This window comes from Janthinobacterium sp. RA13 (genome assembly GCF_000745325.1).
GTDB lineage: Bacteria > Pseudomonadota > Gammaproteobacteria > Burkholderiales > Burkholderiaceae_D > Janthinobacterium > Janthinobacterium rivuli.
In genome coordinates this window covers 5,111,989-5,127,811 of record NZ_JQNP01000001.1, presented here as the reverse complement: position 1 = coordinate 5,127,811, position 15,823 = coordinate 5,111,989, and the positions used below count along the sequence as shown (strand labels likewise).

General features: G+C 60.8%; 13 protein-coding genes. 6 read left to right on the top strand and 7 right to left on the bottom strand.

Annotated elements, in window-relative coordinates; genetic code table 11:
• Positions 1–3: 3 nt before the first annotated feature.
• Entirely contained in the window at positions 4–303 is a 300-nt protein-coding gene (locus FG13_RS30225) for a hypothetical protein (RefSeq protein WP_152598842.1), read from the bottom strand.
• A gap of 61 nt (positions 304–364) precedes the next feature.
• On the bottom strand, positions 365–598 hold the full coding sequence (locus FG13_RS30220) for a bacteriocin (protein ID WP_152598841.1): 234 nt from the start codon (positions 596–598) through the stop codon (positions 365–367).
• Positions 599–1,138: 540 nt separating this feature from the next.
• On the opposite strand from FG13_RS30220, the gene FG13_RS22690 reads away from it, so the two are divergent.
• From FG13_RS22690 to FG13_RS22680, 3 genes are all read left to right on the top strand, one after another.
• Entirely contained in the window at positions 1,139–2,590 is a 1,452-nt protein-coding gene (locus tag FG13_RS22690; protein WP_035824552.1) for an alkaline phosphatase, read from the top strand.
• Positions 2,591–2,619: 29 nt separating this feature from the next.
• The gene (locus FG13_RS22685) at positions 2,620–4,032 is read left to right on the top strand and encodes an alkaline phosphatase (protein WP_152598840.1); all 1,413 of its coding nucleotides are present in this window, start codon (positions 2,620–2,622) and stop codon (positions 4,030–4,032) included.
• 74 nt (positions 4,033–4,106) lie between these two features.
• A complete protein-coding gene (locus FG13_RS22680) occupies positions 4,107–4,832 on the top strand; it encodes a hypothetical protein (RefSeq protein ID WP_035824550.1) in 726 nt (241 codons plus the stop codon).
• A gap of 68 nt (positions 4,833–4,900) precedes the next feature.
• Here the strand turns inward: FG13_RS22680 and FG13_RS22675 are convergent, their stop codons facing one another.
• From FG13_RS22675 to dprA, 3 genes are all read right to left on the bottom strand, one after another.
• Positions 4,901–7,564: a DNA topoisomerase III gene (locus tag FG13_RS22675; protein ID WP_035824548.1), complete on the bottom strand. Its 2,664-nt coding sequence runs from the start codon at positions 7,562–7,564 to the stop codon at positions 4,901–4,903.
• Positions 7,565–7,837: 273 nt separating this feature from the next.
• On the bottom strand, positions 7,838–8,302 hold the full coding sequence (locus tag FG13_RS22670; RefSeq protein ID WP_034749287.1) for a DUF494 family protein: 465 nt from the start codon (positions 8,300–8,302) through the stop codon (positions 7,838–7,840).
• Between the two features lie 94 nt (positions 8,303–8,396).
• Entirely contained in the window at positions 8,397–9,500 is a 1,104-nt protein-coding gene (gene dprA / locus FG13_RS22665) for a DNA-processing protein DprA (protein WP_035824546.1), read from the bottom strand.
• Between the two features lie 306 nt (positions 9,501–9,806).
• On the opposite strand from dprA, the gene def reads away from it, so the two are divergent.
• The 3 genes from def (at position 9,807) to FG13_RS22650 (ending at position 12,320) form a co-directional block, all read left to right on the top strand.
• The gene (gene def / locus FG13_RS22660; protein WP_035824544.1) at positions 9,807–10,349 is read left to right on the top strand and encodes a peptide deformylase; all 543 of its coding nucleotides are present in this window, start codon (positions 9,807–9,809) and stop codon (positions 10,347–10,349) included.
• 97 nt (positions 10,350–10,446) lie between these two features.
• Entirely contained in the window at positions 10,447–11,403 is a 957-nt protein-coding gene (gene fmt, locus FG13_RS22655) for a methionyl-tRNA formyltransferase (RefSeq protein WP_035824543.1), read from the top strand.
• A gap of 14 nt (positions 11,404–11,417) precedes the next feature.
• On the top strand, positions 11,418–12,320 hold the full coding sequence (locus FG13_RS22650) for a LysR family transcriptional regulator (protein ID WP_035824541.1): 903 nt from the start codon (positions 11,418–11,420) through the stop codon (positions 12,318–12,320).
• On the opposite strand, the gene FG13_RS22645 is transcribed toward FG13_RS22650, so the two are convergent.
• Together FG13_RS22645 and FG13_RS22640 are read right to left on the bottom strand one after the other, a co-directional pair.
• Entirely contained in the window at positions 12,321–12,728 is a 408-nt protein-coding gene (locus FG13_RS22645; RefSeq protein WP_035824539.1) for a tautomerase family protein, read from the bottom strand. It lies immediately after the preceding gene.
• Positions 12,729–12,886: 158 nt separating this feature from the next.
• The gene (locus FG13_RS22640) at positions 12,887–15,364 is read right to left on the bottom strand and encodes an IPT/TIG domain-containing protein (RefSeq protein WP_152598839.1); all 2,478 of its coding nucleotides are present in this window, start codon (positions 15,362–15,364) and stop codon (positions 12,887–12,889) included.
• Positions 15,365–15,823: the final 459 nt, after the last annotated feature.

Below are 15,823 nucleotides of genomic sequence, written 5' to 3'. Positions count from 1 at the left end.
TATCTAATTAAATGTAAGTGCAAATTTATATATGAATATCGCCAAAATAGAAAGGAATGCAGAGATCGATAAATTTATAAAAAAAATCTTGCCAAAAATTAATGCTTCATCATCCACTTTTTTATTTTTTGGCTTTATGTAATGTGGCAAGCTGCTAAGAATCACCATTACAAATATCAACATCGGAGATACCGTGACTGCTTTCCCAAATATAGCGGGAAGACTAGCAGATGAAAATACAATGATTAAAATGAATATAACGAATCCTGAAATGTTATGTTTTTTTAAATCATTGTCAATCATTTATTTCTCCTAAAATGAGCATGCCCTGCAGCATGCTCACCGTGCAACTTCGTTAATTATATTAGTTTGCTATACGATAAGCGATGTAACCAATTCCACCACCAATGACAGCACCACCAATCATACCTAACGCGCCCAAACCAAGTCCGGCCCGCATACCATAACCAGCACCACGTGCGATAGCATAACTGGCGCCAGCACCAGCCGCAGCACCATTAACAGCGCCTCCAGCAGTTGCATCGCCACGATCACCGCCAGACACCATCATTACTTCATCCATAGTCAATACTTGCATCTTTAATCCTTTTTTAACACCTTCACTTGAAGGAGTAATCCCATAAAATTAACGAAAATTTAAATCAGACTTAAACCATTAAAATATAATTACATCTGATGCACTGATCAATTTATTTAAAATGGTCGACCTACAAAGAATGATTTAAGCGCCCACTTTTGCATGAAGCATGAAAATCACTTACTTTCATGCCACTCTTCGGATGTTAAAACGGCATTACAAGAAAAAAGCACTTGCAGTTCTATCTTGCCTCACATCCCCTATATTGAAAATAAGACTAGTCCTAAATTTCTTCAAAATACTGTGTTGTTACGGAATATAGATATCGACTGCCCACCACCACCTCGCGGCCAGCCCTGCGCTCACAGGCGGGCAGCGGCGGCCTTACGCGGTACGATGTACTTTTCTATCGAGGACGTGCGCTAAAACAACACGACCGGGGGACGCGCACCGGCGTGGCCAAATGTGTCACAGCGTCATGATGGCGTCACATTGGATTGTTATCTTGCCAGCTCTTTCCAACCTAGCCGGATGAACCACATGACACGCAGAAAAATTTCCGTCGCTGGCTGCAGCGTCGCCATCACCCTGATGCTGGCCGCCTGCGGCAGCGATGCAAAAAAAGAAGAGGCAGTGGTCGAAGCGCCACCGAAAAACGTCATTTTCTTCCTCGGCGATGGCATGGGCCTGACCACCATGACGGCCGCGCGCATCTATTCGGTGGGCGAAGAAGGTGCGCTGACCATGGATACCCTGCCGGAAACGGCCTTCGTGAAAACCTTCTCGAACGACGCGCAAGTGACGGACAGCGCGCCATCGATGGCCGCCTACATGACCGGCGTCAAGATGAACAATGAAGTCATCTCGATGTCGGCCAATACGGTCGCCATCGATCCGGGCACGGATGCGAACGGCAACAAGCTGGTCAACAAATGCGGCACCGGCAACGGCACGCCCGCCACCACGCTGCTGGAACTGGCCAAGGCCAAGGGCTTTGCCGCCGGCGTCGTCAGCACGGCGCGCGTGACGCACGCCACGCCGGCCGCCACCTACTCGCACATCTGCCACCGCGACCTGGAAAACGATATCGCCGCGGCCCTGGTACCGGGCGGCACGGGCTACAACAGCGCGCTGGGCACCGCTGGCCTGGACGTGATCCTCGGCGGCGGCGCGCAATTCTTCAAGCCGTTCAAGGATGGCGGCAAGCGTTCCGACGGGCGCGACCTGGTCGCCGAACTGAAGGCCAAAAGCTACACGGTCGCCAACAACGCCACCGACTTCAAGGCCGTCGATGCGGCCAAGACGGAGCGTTTGTTCGGCGTGTTCACGTCCAGCCACATGAGCTACGACCTGGACCGCGATGCAGCCAAGGAACCTAGCCTGGCGGAAATGACCACCAAGGCCATGGACGTATTGGCCAAGAACAAGAAGGGTTACTTCCTGATGGTCGAAGGCGGCCGCATCGACCATGCACTGCACGAAACGACGGCCAAGAAAGCGCTGCAAGACACCGTTGCGTTCGACAACGCCATCAAGGCCGCCATCGAGAAAGCCAAGCTCACCGACCCGAACCTGGCCAATACCCTGATCGTCGTCACGGCCGACCATGACCACACCCTGGTACTGAACGGCTACGCCAAGCGCACGGGCAAGACGGCGGCCGGCAACCCTGGCGTGCTGGGCGTGGTGAAGAACTACGTCACCGGCGCGGTCGAAAAAGACCTGGACGGCGCACCGTATTCAATCATCGGCTTCGGCAATGGCGAAAACCGCACCCAATCGAGCCGCGCCGCCATGGCCAGCCTCGATGAAACCGTCACCAGCGCCAATAATTACCATCAGGAAGCGGTGATCCGCACGGCCATCGGCAATGAAACCCACGGCGGCACCGACGTCTTCCTGGGCGCCATCGGCAAGGGTTCGGAAACCTTCCTGGGCACCATCGACAACACCAAAGTATTCGGCCTGGTCAAGACGGCCGGCGGTCTGTAATCCCCAAGACATCAACATTGGACAAGCATATGAAATTCACCTTGAAACCCGTTGCATTGAAACTGTCGCTGCTGACCACGCTCGTGGCCGCCAGCGTTGCCAGCGCCTACGCCGCCGACGCCAAGAACGTCATCTTCTTCCTCGGCGACGGCATGGGCCCGTCCGTCGTGACGGCGTCGCGCATCTACCAATACGGCGAAAACGGCAGCCTGACGATGGACACGCTGGAGCGCACGGCGCGCATCAAGACGTTCTCGAACGATGCGCAAACGACGGACAGCGCGCCATCGATGGCCGCCTACATGACCGGCGTCAAGATGAACAATGAAGTCATCTCGATGGCGCAGGAGACGATCGCCAAAGAGCCCGGCCGCGACGCCAACGGCAACCTGGGCGTGGACAATTGCCCGACCGGCGGCAAGAGCGCGCCGACCATCCTGGAACTGGCGAAAGCCAAGGGCAAGGCCGTGGGCGCCATCACCACCACGGAACTGACGCATGCCACGCCGGCGACGACGTTCTCGCACATCTGCAACCGCAATGCGCAATACGCGATCGCCGCGCAAGCGACGCCAGGCGGCGCGGGCTACAACACGGCGCTGGGCGACGGCGTCGACGTGCTGATGGGCGGCGGCCGCAACCACTTCACGCCTTGGTCGGCAAGCAACAAGTATGGCCGCGCCGATGGCCGCAACCTGTTGACGGAATTTGCCGCCAAGGGCTACACCGTGGCCGCGACGAAAGCGGAAATGGCGGCGGCGCCTGGCGGGAAAAAATTCATCGGCCTGTACAGCACCCGCAGCCACCTGGAGTATGAACTGGACCGTACGGCCACGCCACCGCTGGGCGAAGGCGCGACCCAGCCTAGCCTGTCGGAAATGACCCTCAAGGCCATCGACTTGCTGTCGAAAAACGCGAACGGCTATTTCCTGATGGTTGAAGGCGGCCGCATCGACCACGCCTTGCACGGCATCAACGCCAAGCGCGCGCTGACGGACACCATCGCCTTCGACGACGCCATCAAGGCCGCCATCGCCAAGATCAAGGAAACCGATCCGACCCTGGCCAATACCCTGATCGTCGTCACGGCCGACCATGACCACACCCTGGCCTTCAACGGCTATGGCAAGCGCGGCAACAATATCCTCGACATCAACCGCGGCTACAAGGATAACCAGCCGAGCAAGGATGCCGATGGCAATACCTACACCACCCTGGTGTTCGGCAATGGCCCGAACCGCCCTGCCCTGCGCAGCAACGTCGACAGCGCCACGGCCCTGAAAGACAACTACCTGCAAGAAACAGGCGTGCGTCTGGCCAGCGAAACCCACGGCGGCGGCGACGTCAAGCTGCTGGCCACGGGCGCCGGCGCAAAACCCTTCAAGGGCACCCTGGACAACACCAAGGTGTTTGACTTGCTGAAGGCGGCGTTCGGCTTCTGATCCACATCAACACGGCAACCCCACCGGGGCGGATGGCGCAAGCCCTCCGCCCCTCTGCACGTAAAGGCAACACCATGAAATCGTCCCTGATCGCCGTCCTCCTCGCCGCCGGCTTTGCCGCCAGCGCGCAAGCCGCCCCCGCCACGCCATCCGCTCCTGCCGACCTGGACCTGGGTATCACCTATTACAGCCGCGTCCTGACGCCGGAAGGCGTGACGCGCGAGAGCCGCTACGAAGAAAAGATGCTGCGCCGCCCCGGCCACGTGTGGGTCGAGCGCGTACTGGCGCCGTCGACCGATGCGCATGCGGGCCACAACCACGGCGACAACAGGAAAGTGGCGCTGAAGGCCACGCAGCATGAACACAAGCACTTCAATCCCGTGCTGATCCCGCGCCACGTGATGCTGGAAAAGAATACCGTGCGCGTGGAATACATCGATGCGCATGACAAGATCGTCGTCGCCATCCCCAAGGCCGAGTACGAAAACGTCAATTTTGACGGTTCCTGGGAAAACAGTTTTTATCTGCTGGACCCGAAACTGGTCACCGCCATGCCACTGTCGAAACAGGCATCGACCGTGACGGGCGCGCGCTGGCGCGAAGTGGAAAAGAATGGCGTGTTCCAGCGCATCCTGTGGGATGAGCAAAAGCAGATTCCCCTGGTCATCGAAAGCGGCGACCGCGCGAATACCTTCTATCGCCGGGTCGACGTCAAGCTGCAGCCGACCGTCAGCAAGGCGCAGCCGTGGGCGAATTTGCAGAACTACGCGCAGCGCGAGTATTCCGACTACCTGGACTAAGCGCCAACTAAAATCGGGACGTAAAAAAAGCCAGGGACATCCCTGGCTTTTGTCTGGCTGAGGCTAGATTACTCCGCCGCTGCCGCTTTCTTCGCCGGCGCCTTCTTGGCGGCCGGCTTTTTCACGGCCGCAGCTTTCTTCGCTGGCGCTTTCTTCACGGCAGCCTTTTTGACCGCCGTTTTCTTCGCTGGCGCCGCGCCTTCTTCGCCTTCGGCCTCAACGGCTGCCGCCTTCGTCTTCGCGCCCGGCTTGGCCTTGCGCTCTTCAAACTCGAAGCTCACCTTGCCATCCTTGCCGCGCACGAGGAAGGCCTTGAACGGACGACGGGTACGCTGGGATACGAACCCAGGCAACAAATCCGTCTTGCCATCGTTGAGCAGTTTTGCCATTTGTTCTGGCAAGATTTCCTGCTGCAAGATGATGCGGCCGCTGCGGAAGTCGCACGTCTTCGGCTTGGCCATGCTGTGTTCGCATACATAGGCCAGGCCCATTTCGTACACGCCGGCATTGCACTTGGGGCAAGGTCCCACGGGCGTCTGGCCCGTGAAATCGACGCCTTCGCCATCTTCGCTCTCGTCGTTCTGGCCGAAATCGAATTCCAGCTTGAAGTTCTTGATCTCTTCATCGCGCACGATGCGCAGGATGGCGGCGAACGGACGGCCCATCTTCGAGCGGAAGCCTTGCAGCGGGCCGATGGTACGGTCCTTCAGCAACTGCTCCACTTCGGCGATTTCGAACTGGCGCGAACCCGGCGTCTTGCTCATCGAAAATTCGCACTTGGTGCAGGCGAAACGGCGGTAGTTTTCCTTCACCACGCCGCTGCAATTCGGGCATGGCGTTTCCAGGGTCGCATAGTCGCCGGGAATCGTGTCGTTGTCGTATTCCTTGGCGCGCTTGACGATGATTTGCGTCATCTGCGCGATTTCGCGCATGAATTCTTCGCGCGAAATCTTGCCTTTTTCCATCTGCGACAGCTTGTATTCCCACTCGCCCGTCAGCTCCGGCGCCGTCAATTCATTGACGCCCAGGCCTTTCAACAAGGTCATCAGCTGCGACGCCTTGGCCGTCGGGATCAGCTCGCGGCCTTCGCGGATCAGATAGCGTTCCGTCAGCAAGCCCTCGATGGTGGCCGCGCGCGTCGCTGGCGTGCCGAGGCCCTTGCCAGCCATCGCATCGCGCAGCTCGTCGTCGTCGATCAATTTACCGGCGCCTTCCATGGCCGACAGCAAGGTCGCTTCCGTGAAGCGCGCAGGCGGTTTCGTCACCAGGCCATTCGCGTTGACGCTTTCCGTCTGTACTTTCTCGCCCTTGGCCACTGGCACCAGATTGCCGTTGCCATTGCTTTCCTTGTCGGCGTCCGTCGAGGCTTCCTTGCCGTAGATGGCCAGCCAGCCCGGATTGGTCATGACCTTGCCTTCAGTCTTGAACTGATGGCCGGACACTTCCGTGTAGCGCGTGGTGACCTGGAATTCCGCAGGCGGGAAGAACACGGCCATGAAGCGGCGCGTGACCAGGTCGTACAACTTCTGTTCCGGCTCGGACAAATTCTTTGGCGCGATCGTCGTCGGAATGATCGCGAAGTGATCCGAGATCTTCGTGTTGTCGAAGATGCGCTTGTTCGGCTTGACCCAGCCCTTGTCGATGATCTGCTTGGCGAACTGGTGGTAGTTGCTGTTTTCCTTCACCGTTTCCAGCGCCTGCAGCACGGTCGGCATGTAGTCTTCCGGCAGGTGGCGCGAATCGGTACGCGGATACGTCAGCACCTTGTGCTTTTCGTACAGCGCCTGGGCCAGGCCCAGGGTATTTTTAGCGGAGAAACCGAAACGCGAGTTCGCTTCGCGCTGCAGGCTGGTCAGGTCGAACAGGCCCGGCGCCATCGAGGTGGTCGGTTTCGATTCTTCCGTGACGATGCCTTGGCGGCCGCGGCAGGCGGTGGCGATCGAGTCGGCAGCCGTCTTGCTCCACAGGCGCTCGGCGCGCTTCTCGGGATCGTTCTCGTCCTTCTTGAACTTCGTGTCGAGCCAGCGGCCTTCATAGATACCGGCCGCGCAGACGAATTCGGCGCGCACTTCCCAGAAGTCGCGCGGCACGAATTTCTTAATTTTATCTTCGCGTTCGACCACGATGGACAGGGTCGGCGTTTGCACGCGGCCCACGGTCGTCAGGTAAAAGCCGCCTTCTTTCGAATTAAACGCCGTCATGGCGCGCGTGCCATTGATACCGATCAACCAATCGGCTTCCGAACGGCAGCGGGCCGCGTCCGCCAGCGGCAGCATTTCTTCGTCGCTGCGCAGGTGCGAGAAACCGTCGCGGATGGCGCCCGGCGTCATCGACTGCAGCCACAGGCGCTTGACCGGTTGCTTGGCTTTCGCGTTTTGCGCAATCAGGCGGAAAATCAGCTCGCCTTCGCGCCCCGCATCGCATGCGTTGATGAGGGTGGTAACGTCTTTGCGTTTGATCAGCTTGTTTAATACTTTGAGACGCGCTTCCGTCTTGGCGATCGGGTTCAGCGCGAAATACGGTGGAATCATCGGCAAGTGCGCGAAACTCCATTTGCCGCGCTTCACGTCGAATTCTTCCGGTACGGCGATCTCCAGCAAGTGGCCGACCGCCGAGGACAGGACGTATTCATCCGATTCAAAGTACTCATCGTGCTTGGTGAAGCCGCCAAGCGTCTTCGCGATATCGTTCGCGACAGAAGGCTTCTCGGCGATGATGAGGGTTTTTGTCATATTTTGTGGTCTCGAAAAATGCTCTAGGATAGTTTCAGCATGCGCATCATACAGTGCATTGCCAGGCGCCGACGCTTTTGTCTGCGCAAGGCCTTGTGACTTGTGGTCTTGTCAAGCGGCCAATGATAAGCGCCTATTGAAGAATTCGGCAAGTTATCTGCAAGCAAGAATGCGCAGGCGCAAACAGAATGGTCTGGCGTGCGCGGTGCCGCAGCATATAGTAAGGGAGATGGCGCGGCAGCGGCGCCAGGTGCGGCCGGGGGGGTGTAGAGACTAGTGCAGCAGGCGCGGCGGCAGATCTTCGTCGTCGACAAACAGGTCGTCGAACATCAGGGCGTCCGGTTCCTTGCCCTGGCTCCACAGCAGCATCAGCACGATGACTTTCAGCTTGCCCAGCGACACGGGTGCCTCGTCGAGCGCCAGCGCCCGTTCGATGACGATTTCGCGCTGCAGCGGCGAGAGTACCTTGGCGCTTTCGAGGAACTGGATGAAGCCGATGGCGGCCGTGCCCAGCACGTCGCTTTCCTGCTGCACATAGAAGCGCGTGCCCGTGGAACTGGCCGTCAGGGTCTGTTCGACGCCGGCCATGGCGTTCAAGTCCGTCAGCCAGACGAGCGCCTCGGAAATCTCCACGTCGTCAAAACCGACGGCCGACAGTTTGCGCGCCAGGACCGCCGGCTCGGGGCAGGCATCGGGGCGATAGTAAGTCTCGTAGAGGTACACCAGGATATCGAACATGGCTCTACTCTAGCAGCTAAGTTCGCTAAGACACAAGGGTGTGCACAGACAAAGCGCGCCCGTGCGGCAAGGCCGCCACACAAGTGCCTAGCTGTCATTTGCAGCGTTGAAACAGTCCTCCCGGCAAGCGTTCCACGCGGCCCGCCAGCTCCAGCGCCAGCAATTCGCCCATCAGCGCGCCCATGGCCAGACCGCTGCGCGCGGCCAAGGTGTCGGCATCGAGCGGATCGTGGCCCAGCGCGGCCAGCAGCGGCGGTTCGTCTTCCACCGCTGGCGGCACGTGGGGAGCGCCGCCCAGCCATTGCAGTTCCTGCAGCACATCGTCCGCCGACTCGACCAGCTTGGCGCCCTGCTTGATGAGTGCATGGCAACCCTTGGCCAACGTCGCATGGATGGAACCGGGCAAGGCATATACGTCGCGCCCCTGCTCGCCGGCCAGGCGCGCCGTGATCAATGAACCCGATTGCGCGGCCGCCTCGATCACCAGCACGCCGCGCGCCAGGCCGCTGATCAGGCGATTGCGGCGCGGAAAGTTACCTGGCATGGCCGGCAAACCCAGCGCATACTCGCTGACGATGCAGCCTTGTTCGGCGATTCTTTGCGCCAGATCAAGGTTACGTCGCGGATACACCAGATCGGCGCCCGTGCCGATCACGGCCACCGTGCCGCCCGCGCCGCGCAAACCGCCCTCGTGCGCGTGCGTGTCGATGCCCAGCGCCAGCCCGGAAATAATGGTCAAGCCTGCCGCGCTGAGGGCTTGCGCAAAGGCTGCCGCATTCTGCATGCCTTGCGCGCTGGCATTGCGGCTGCCGATGATGGCCACACCGGGACGCGACAGCAGTTCGGCCCGCCCCCGCACATATAACAAGAGCGGCGGATCGGCGATTTCCAGCAGCAGGGGCGGATACGCGGCATCGGCCAGGGTCAGCACGGCGTTGCCGGGGCGCTGCAGCCACTGCAGGGTGAGCTCGAGCTGGCTGTTGGCCACCGGCTTGGGCGGCTGCGCGATGGCGCGCGCCACGCTGGCCGGCACCACTTCGCGCAAGGCCTCGAAGGAGGCGGCGAAGATGGCCGGCGGCAAGCCGAAGCGGGCCAGCAAGGCGCGCGCCGCCACGGGACCCACGCCGGGCAGGTGCTGCAGGCGCAGCCAGCCCGCCAGTTCCGTGGCCGTGTCTGCCGTCGTTGCAATTGCATGCATGACAACCTCGCTGTGTACGGTGCCATCCCATGCTAGCGCCATGGCGCGCACGCGATACCGACACGCGCAACAATGCGTGCAATGGCCGTGCAAAACGGCCCGCCGTCCACAGGGAAAGGGGCGTCTGTGATAAAATTTCCCTTTGCAGCAAACGAATAGCGCACTGGCAAACGCATCTGCCGCGCCGTTGCGCCACACGCGCCCAACCGTAGCGTACTCAAAAATAAAATAGCCCTGCCATCGTTCGCATGGCCCAGGCATGAATAATCCGGCGCACCGGCGCCCACCTTAACCAGTCGAATCCGTATGTCCATATTAAATATCCTGCGTTACCCCGATCCGCGCCTGCACACGGTCGCCAAGCCCGTCACCGAATTTGACGCGCGCCTGCAAACCCTGATCGATGACATGGCTGAAACCATGTACGACGCCCCTGGCGTTGGTCTGGCCGCGTCGCAAGTGGACGAACACATCCAGATGATGGTGATCGACACCACCGAAGAGAAAAAACAGCTGCAAGTGTTCGTCAACCCGGAAATCACCTGGGCCAGCGAAGAAAAGCAGGTCTACGACGAAGGCTGTCTGTCCGTGCCTGGCGTCTACGACGGCGTCGAGCGCCCGGCCCGCATCAAGGTGCGCGCCCAGGACCGCCACGGCAAGCAGTTCGAACTGGAAGCCGATGGCTTGCTGGCCGTCTGCATCCAGCATGAGATGGATCACTTGCTGGGCAAGGTATTCGTCGAATACCTGTCGCCGCTCAAGCGCAACCGCATCAAGACCAAGATGATCAAGGAAATCCGTGGTCTCGAGCGCGAAGCCAGCTTGCGTGCACAGAACCGCCGCTTCTAAGCTACTGCTGATAGACTAAGCAGCAACAGTAATCGTCTTACCACGCCAGCCTGGCGCCCTCGGGCGCGGGCCTGCGCACCTCACGTCAAGGAACCATATGAAAGTGATCTTCGCAGGCACGCCTGAATTCGCCGCCACGGCCCTGAAAGACTTGCACGAAGCGGGATTCGAGATTCCGCTGGTGCTGACCCAGCCCGACCGCCCTGCCGGACGCGGCATGCAATTGCACGCCTCGGCCGTCAAGCAGTATGCACAGCAGCACGGCATCGAAGTGCTGCAGCCCTTGTCCCTGCGCATGGACAGCAAGGACCCGCAGCGCGCCGCCGAAGCGAAGGCGGCCCACGAGCGCCTGCTGGCCACCGATTACGATGTGATGGTGGTGGCGGCCTATGGCTTGATCTTGCCGCGCAGCACGCTCGACATCAAACCCTGCATCAATATCCACGGTTCCTTGCTGCCGCGCTGGCGCGGCGCTGCACCGATCCACCGCGCCATCGAAGCGGGTGACGATGAAACGGGCGTGACCATCATGCAGATGGAAGAAGGCCTCGATACGGGGCCCATGCTGGCCATCGAGCGCACGCCCATCGAAGCGGGCGACTCCACCGCCAGCCTGCACGACAAGCTGGCCACCCTGGGCGGCAAGATGATCGTCGAAACCCTGCGCAAGATGCAGCAGCAACCGCTCGAAGCCGTGCCGCAGCCGGAAGCGGGCGTCACGTACGCGGCGAAAATCGCCAAGGAAGAAGCGGCGCTCGATTTCAGCTTGCCGGCGCTGGAACTGGGCCTAAAAATCCGCGCCTTCAATCCGTTTCCCGGCGCCTGCGGCCAGGTCGATGGCGTCACCATCAAGATCTGGGCCGCCGAGGTAATCGAAGCGGACAGCAAGGAAGCGCCCGGCCAGGTACTGGCGGCCGACGCCCAGCACGGCATCGTCGTCGCTTGCGGCAATGGCTCCCTGCGCCTGACGGAACTGCAAAAACCGGGCGGCAAGCGCCTGCCTGCGGCCGAATTCATCAAGGGCTTCCCACTCGAAGGCAAGCGCTTCGTTTAAACCGGCACGTGCCCATGGACCAGCTGACCGCCCTGCGCGCCCTGCGCCGCGTCGTGGAACTGGGCAGCTTCACGGCCGCAGGCAACGCGCTGGGCATATCCCACTCCATCGTCTCGCGCCAGATCCGCCAGCTGGAAAGCCAGCTGGGCGCACAGTTGCTCAACCGCACCACGCGCCGCTTCGCCCTGACGGCGGCCGGCCAGGAATACTATCTGGCCAGCCGCGACATCCTCGACGCCCTCGACGCGGCCGACCGCGCCGTCGCCATGCACCAGGCGCAACCGTCCGGCAGCCTGCGCATCAATGCGCCGATGGCTTTCGGCACTCTGGAACTGGCCGCCTGGCTGCCCGATTTTTCCCGCCTATACCCGCACATCCACATCGACCTGGTCTGCAATGACCGCATCGTCGACCTGATCGACGATGGCTTCGACGTGGCGCTGCGCCTGGCGCGCGGCTTGCCCGATTCCACCCTGGTGGCGCGCCAGCTGGCCAGCAGCCGCACGGTGGCCGTCGCCGCGCCGGCCTACCTGGCGCGCCATGGCCATCCGGCTACGCCGCAAGACCTGGTCCAGCACAATTGCCTGATGTACACCTCCGGCGACAAGCCGGCGGAGTGGTCGTTCACGGATAACGACGGCGCCGCGCACAAGGTGGCCGTGCGCGGCAGCCTGCAAGCCAATACCAGTGTTGCCCTGCGCGAAGCGGCCGTGGGCGGCATGGGAATTGCCGGCGCGGCCGCCTTCATCGTGCGCGACGCGCTGCGCAGCGGCCAGCTGGTGGAAGTGCTACCCGGCTACACCTTGCACCCACGCACCCTGTACGCGCTGTATCCGCACAGCCGCCAGCTGTCGCCCAAGGTCAGGGCCTTCATCGATTTTGCCGTGCAACACTATCAAGATCGCCGCTGGGATTGATCACGGCTGCTGCAGCGCCTTGCGCACGGCGCGGAACTGCTGCGTCAAGCCGCCGTAGCCCCAGGCCGCCTGGCGCGCGTCATGCACGTGGATGTAGCTGACGTCATGCAAGACGCCGAGATACTCCTCCATGGCGGCGAACACGGCGGCGATATACGCGGCCTTTTCGGCGGCCGTATTCGTTTCATCGCTGATCAGGATATCGAGGAAAAAACTGGCCTTGCCTTGCGCTTGCAAGGATGGCCCGCCGACAAACCAGTGCGGCGCGTCAAGATGGCTGATCGCCACCGACGTCAGTTCGGGCGCCTTGTGCAGCAGCTGCGCCGTCAATTGGCTCAGGGTGGCGGCGATGGCGGCCGACTGGCGCGCATCGGGCGCGGTGGACAAACGCAGGTTCAGGATGGGCATGGGATGCTCCGCAAGTGGATGAAGCCCCATTCTAGGCAGGCGGGATGAGAAATGGCAGCCTGCGCCCGGCACAGGATCTGTGCGGTTTGCGCACGAATGCTGCGCACATAAAAAAAGGGCTTGCCGCGGCAAGCCCTTGTTGCATCCGGCCCGCTGGCTTAGCGGCGCTGCACCTTCATCAGGCGTGCGCCCACGGACGACGACAGGCTGACCTCGAAACGGCCGCCGGCCGGCAAGGCGCTCACGTCGACGCTGGCTTTGCCACCCGTCAAGTCAGTGGCGACCACCGTCTTGCGGCCATCGGCGGCCACGTGCAGCACGGCGGCATACGGTTCCGACTGGGCATTCCAGACCAGCGCCAGCTTGCCGCCGCTTTGTGTCGCATCGAACGTGGCATCGTTGGCGGCGACCTTGCTGCGGCGCGCCGGGCGCTCCAGCTTGGCTAAAGCCTTGCCGTTTTGCAGCACTTGCACGTCGCTGATATCGCCCGGGTTGGCGAAGCTGACGCGGAAATGGCTCATGGCGTTACCGCCATGGTCGGCCACGGAGACGGCATCGAAGGGCAAGTCGATAGTCTGCCCCGACGCCGTCAGCACGCGCAAGGTATAAGCATGGCCGCTGCCACTGGCAGCGACGCCGATGCGCACCGACGAAGCAACGGCGGGACGCAGACCCACGCCCGATGGCGTGATGCGGCCGGAAATCGTCAGATAGCCATTCTCGGCCACGGACATGCTGGCGGCCAGCACATTGCTGCCCGTAATCTGCGTGCTGCGTTTTTCCAGGAATTGCTGCACCCGCGCATAGCTGTAGTCGGAGAACCAGGCGCCGCTGCAATAGCTCATCACGTCCTTCATCGGCGTGTTGCCATAGACTGCCTTGCTCAGCTGGCCGATGCTGCCCGCGTAGTTGCTGTTGTACAGCGCTTGCGGACCCAGATCGCCATTGGCATACGGGTAGTCGGGAGCCGCATTGGCTGGACCGCCGCAGGCTACGTGCTGCAGCGAGTGGTTGTGGCCCAGCTCATGCACGAGCGTGGTCAGCCATAGAGGCCATTGATTGCCGAAGGGGTCGACCGCTGCGATGCGGTTGGAACGGGCATCGAGGCCGATGGCCGACGTGAAGTCGCTGCCGCTGCTGCGCTGGTTGATGTAGGCCAGGCCGGCGGCGTTGTTGACGGACATCTTCGGCACGAAACCATAATAATAGGCGCCGCTGTCTTCCAGCGCGCGCTGGTTTTCCAGCTTGCCCAAGGCATCGCTCCACCAGCTGTCGGCCGTGCTGCTGCCTGGCATGCTCAGCGCAGTGCGCGTGGTGATGCTGATATTTTCCGTCGCATACGGATACACGCGCAGCAACGCGGCACGGATTACCTCGGCGTCAGGCAGTTGCGCCACGCCATCATCGGTGCTCAAGGGCACGAGCACCAGACGAATTTTGGCCAGGCTGGCCACCGCAGGCGCCGCTTCCTGGCTCACTTGCACGCCATCATTGCCGACGGCCGTCACGCGCACGCGCACGCCGGGCAAGATCCAGCCGGAAGGCAGGACGGCACTGAAGTTGCCATTGAAACTGTCATCGTTCTTCGTCACCGGCAAGAGCGCCGGCCCCGTCATCGCGATGCTGCCCAGATTGCTGCCATTGGCGGCCGTCGCATTCAAGGTGACAGCCGGGCTGGTCTGGCCCATTTGCGCGCCCAGCACGGACACGCGCACGGCGGCCGGCTTGCCGCGCGTCAGGCGCAAGGCCGTATTGCTGGCGTTCAAATTCAGTACTTGCGCGAAATCAATACTGCCCAAGGTAAAGGCCGACACCGTGCCCGCATTCACGGCGATGCGCGACGCGGCCGACAACATCACGTTGCCCGTTGCCGAGGCTGGCGCGGACAACAGCAGCTGGCTGGCGCTGGCGCTGACGATGACGGCAGGCGTATTGCCCACCGAAGCCGAGCTGACCTGATCGAGATTGCTGCCCTGCAGCGTCACCGACAAGGTCGTGCCGTTGACAACCGACGAGATCGACGTCACCGCCACGCTGGCCAGGACCGTGTACGCGTCGCCGCTGGCGACATCGTTGTAGGGACCGCGCACCGTCAGTGCGCCAGTCGCGGCGCCCGCAGGCACTACCACCGTCACGCTGCTGGCCGTCTGGCTTTGCGGCGTTGCCGCCGCGCCATTGCCAAACTGTACCGCCGTCACGGCGCCCATGCCGGCGCCCGTGATCGTCACGCTGGAACCGACACCGCCCGTCGCCGGTGCGACGCTGCCCACGCTCAATGGCAGGTACACAGTGACGTTATAGCTGGTGGCCGCCGTGCCGCTGGCGCTGACCAGGCTCAAGGCGCCCGTGACGGGCACGCCCGGCATGGCCAGAGTCACGCTGGTGTCGCTGCTGGCACTGGCGGCAACGTTCACGCCACCCACCTGGAAAGCCGTCACACGGCTCAGATTCGTGCCCGTCACCACCAGGCTGCCACCGATGGCGACATTCGCCGCCGAGACGGCCGTCACGGCGGGAATCAGGACGGGCGTACCCGAGGTGGTCGCCACCACCGTGTCGCCACCACCACCGCCCCCGCCGCCGCAGGCGGACAGGCCCAGCATGACAAACAATGCTACAAGCAAATGGTTTTTCATGGCTGGCAACCATGTTGATGCAGCGCGATGCCGGGGAGGACACGAGATAAATGTGACATATTGGTGACTTTTGGTGAGAATTTAATTTCGAAGAACCAATATTATGGGTTAATTCGATTCCTAAAGACAACTATTAATGCTTTTGATTCAATTGGTTTTGATAATAATTAAAATATCTTCTTGGCAAATTTTATTTTGAGCATTATTGGCTTCACTCTGTATTGACTTAAATCGAAATTACTTTCCTTTGCAGCTATTGCTATTCGGTTCATTAAAAATATGCGGATATGGCGCAAATAATGTGGAAATTTTTCCACAGCCTATAGAGCAGTATCTCCCTGCCAACTTTGGCGGAAAAATTAACGTTTTGAGTAAGATTTTCAGGAATGTAATTTTCAGAAGCTGGCGTGGCGGAGGGCGATGTGTTGCAATGTGTTGCAACCAGGCCTGCCGTGGGGT

Bases quoted from the DNA above. Each gene is read 5' to 3' on its own strand.
- FG13_RS30225 (WP_152598842.1), bottom strand. From the start codon at position 303: ATGATTGACAATGATTTAAAAAAACATAACATTTCAGGATTCGTTATA.
- FG13_RS30220 (WP_152598841.1), bottom strand. From the start codon at position 598: ATGCAAGTATTGACTATGGATGAAGTAATGATGGTGTCTGGCGGTGAT.
- FG13_RS22690 (WP_035824552.1), top strand. From the start codon at position 1,139: ATGACACGCAGAAAAATTTCCGTCGCTGGCTGCAGCGTCGCCATCACC.
- FG13_RS22685 (WP_152598840.1), top strand. From the start codon at position 2,620: ATGAAATTCACCTTGAAACCCGTTGCATTGAAACTGTCGCTGCTGACC.
- FG13_RS22680 (WP_035824550.1), top strand. From the start codon at position 4,107: ATGAAATCGTCCCTGATCGCCGTCCTCCTCGCCGCCGGCTTTGCCGCC.
- FG13_RS22675 (WP_035824548.1), bottom strand. From the start codon at position 7,564: ATGACAAAAACCCTCATCATCGCCGAGAAGCCTTCTGTCGCGAACGAT.
- FG13_RS22670 (WP_034749287.1), bottom strand. From the start codon at position 8,302: ATGTTCGATATCCTGGTGTACCTCTACGAGACTTACTATCGCCCCGAT.
- dprA (WP_035824546.1), bottom strand. From the start codon at position 9,500: ATGCATGCAATTGCAACGACGGCAGACACGGCCACGGAACTGGCGGGC.
- def (WP_035824544.1), top strand. From the start codon at position 9,807: ATGTCCATATTAAATATCCTGCGTTACCCCGATCCGCGCCTGCACACG.
- fmt (WP_035824543.1), top strand. From the start codon at position 10,447: ATGAAAGTGATCTTCGCAGGCACGCCTGAATTCGCCGCCACGGCCCTG.
- FG13_RS22650 (WP_035824541.1), top strand. From the start codon at position 11,418: ATGGACCAGCTGACCGCCCTGCGCGCCCTGCGCCGCGTCGTGGAACTG.
- FG13_RS22645 (WP_035824539.1), bottom strand. From the start codon at position 12,728: ATGCCCATCCTGAACCTGCGTTTGTCCACCGCGCCCGATGCGCGCCAG.
- FG13_RS22640 (WP_152598839.1), bottom strand. From the start codon at position 15,364: ATGAAAAACCATTTGCTTGTAGCATTGTTTGTCATGCTGGGCCTGTCC.